This window comes from Streptomyces sp. NH27, from assembly GCF_056859195.1.
On record NZ_JACEGK010000742.1, the window covers coordinates 1 to 2731 of the forward strand.

Annotated in this window: 3 protein-coding genes; all 3 read right to left on the reverse strand. The window is 73.5% G+C overall.

What is annotated here, in order from left to right:
- Nucleotides 1-708 (reverse strand): phosphonatase-like hydrolase (locus AC13HU_RS35235; RefSeq protein ID WP_483046071.1); only part of this gene is annotated, 708 nt, incomplete at its 3' end.
- 5 nt (nt 709-713) lie between these two features.
- A complete protein-coding gene (locus AC13HU_RS35240; protein ID WP_483046072.1) occupies nt 714-1832 on the reverse strand; it encodes a TIGR03364 family FAD-dependent oxidoreductase in 1119 nt (372 codons plus the stop codon).
- 147 nt (nt 1833-1979) lie between these two features.
- Nucleotides 1980-2731 (reverse strand): GntR family transcriptional regulator (locus AC13HU_RS35245; protein ID WP_483046073.1); only part of this gene is annotated, 752 nt, incomplete at its 5' end.

Here is a 2731-nt window from a genome sequence, read left to right on the forward strand (position 1 = left end):
CCCCCCGAGCTGCGCCGGGAGGTCGGCGTCCGACCCGAGTACGTGGGTGGCGCCCGCCGCCCGCAGCCGGGGCTCGTCGTGCGCGCCGGTGGTGACGCCGGCCACGACGGCCGCGCCCGCCCGGACGCCGCTGAGCATGTCGTACGCCGTGTCACCGGCCACCGCGACGTGCCGTACGGACTCGGTGCCGGTGCGCAGCAGCGCGGTGAGCACCAGGTCCGGGTGGGGGCGGCCGCGGCCGGCGTCGGCCGGGCACAAGGTGAGGTCGGCGATGTCCTGCCAGCCGAGGGCGTCGAGGATGGCGTCCTGGGTGGTGCGGGCGAAGCCGGTGGTCAGGACGACCTTGCGGCCCTGCGCGCGCAGTTCACCGATCGCCTGCTCGGCGCCGGGCAGCGGCTTGCACTCGCCGCCGCCGACCAGTTCGGCGTAGGCGCGTTCGAAGGCGGAGTTGCCGCGCCGGGCGGTCTCCTCCGTCGCGAACAGGGCGCGGAACACGGTGATCTTGGACTCGCCCATGGTGGCGCGGACGTATCCGAGCTTCTCGGCGTGGTCGGCGCTGCCGGGCTCGACGCCCAGCTCTTCCGCGGCCCGGGAGAAGGCCGACTCCACCAGCCCGCCGTCGGCGACGGTGGTGCCGGCCATGTCGAGCACGACCAGCGTGGGAGCCGGGGCAGCGGAGGACGGGGTCGATGCGGGGGTGGAGGTCATGGTGTTCACCAGCCGATCCGGTTCGCGGTGGTCTCGCCGATCGCGGGCGAGCAGGTCATGCCGCGCCCGCCGGGCCCGGTGACCAGCCACACCCCGTCGAGCACCTGCTCGCGGTGCACGACCTCGGCGGTGTCGACGGTCTGCGCGTACACCCCGGCCCAGCGGCGCCGGATGGAGGGCAGCGGGCGGCCGAGCAGTGCGGTGGCCCGCTCGCGCAGGTGCTCGTAGGGGTCCTCGGTCACGTCGAAGGCGAACGCCTCGTCGTACTCGTGGGTGTCGCCGATGGTCAGGCCGCCGTCGAGGCGCTGGACCAGCAGGAGTTGCATCCGGTGCTCGGCCGCGACCGGCGGCTGCGGCTCGTCGGAGCGCAGCGTCTCCAGGGCGGCGCCGGCGTAGGCGGGGTAGTAGCGGAAGCTGTCGCCGTCGGCGACGGACGTGGTGAGCGTCTCGCCCAGCGGCGCGGTCTGCGCCATCTGCAACCGGACCCGGCGCACCGGCAGCGCCGGCGCCAACTCCTTGACCAGCCCGCCGAGCCAGGCGCCGGTGGCCAGTACCACGCTGTCCGAGCGGTACACCGTGCCGTGGTCGTCCCGGACCGAGCCCGTCGCCACGTCGCGGACCTCCCGGCCGGGCACGAACGTGTAGCGGCCGGTGGCCGTCAGGTGGGCGCGCAGCGCGGGCAGGGTGGTGCGCGGTTCGACCGCGGCGTCCTTCTCGCACCGCAGCGCGCCGAGGATGTCGCCGCGCAGCGCCGGGTTGTACGCGCGGACCTCGGCCGGGGCCAGCCACGTGAAACCGCGCTCGGCGGCGTCCGCGCGGCCCAGGACGTCCTCGGCGACCGCCTGCTCGGCGGGCGTGCGCACCACCGTCAGCGAGCCGTTCGCCCGGAAGCCGGTGCCCGGCACCTTCGTGCCGATCGCCTCCCACAGCTCCCGGGCCCGCAGCGCCGTCTCCAGCTCCGCGCCGACGGCCCTCCCGCCGACCCACACCAGGCCGAAGTTACGGACGGAGGCGCCGCGCGCTTCGCGTTCCCGCTCCAGGTGGACGACCTCATGGCCGCGTTCGATTGCATGCCAGGCGTGCATGGTGCCCAGCACCCCGGCTCCTACGACAGTGACTCTCACGACCCCGACATTCGCGATCCCGGATGACCGCGGCACAACGGGATACGGTCCTCCCGGTGAACAGGGCTGCAAACTTGGCCTAGACCCGTTATCATTCTGTTATTTTTGCGACGCCGGATGCCCGGAGAGCCAGGGCGCCTCCTTACGTCACTTGTCCAGGTGCACGGTGAAGCTGAACCGATCCCCGCGGTAGAGGGATCGCACACGTTCCAGGGGCGCCCCGGAAGCATCCTTGCTGGACCGGTGCAGCAACAGCATCGGCAGAGCCGGCGGCGTGCCGATGAGCAACGCCTCCCGCGGCGTGGCGAGCACCGTCTCGATCCGCTCGTCCACCACCGTCGGCTCCAGCCCCATCCGCTCGCGGAGGAACGCGTAGAAGGAGGTGTCGGGCGCGAAGTCCCGTTCGAGATGGGGAAGTCGGGCGCAGGACAGGTAGGTGCTCTCCAGCCCGACCCGCTCCTCGTCGGCGAGCAGCACCCGTTCCATGTGCCAGACCAGGTCACCCGTCGCCAGCCGGAGCTCGGTGGCGAGCGCGGGGTCGGCCGCCAGCCGTTCCAGGCCGATCAGGTTGCGCCCGGGCACGCGGCCCTGGCGCCGTACGCCCTCGGTGTAGCTCGCCGTGGACAGCGGCTGCACCAGCTTCGGCCCGGCCACCACGGTGCCGCGGCCCTTGCGGCGGACCCGGCCCTGGATGAGCAGTTCGCGCAGCGCCTGGCGTACGGTCTCCCGCGCCACCGCGAACTCCGCCGCCAACTCCCGCTCGGTCGGCAGCAGCCCGCCCTCCCCGAGGTCGTCGAGCATGCCCTCCAGCCGGGTCTTCACCGCGAAGTACTTCGGCACCCGGCCGTGCTCCGGGATGCCCGCGCGGATCGGGGCCCGGGAAGCAGCCGCATCGCTCA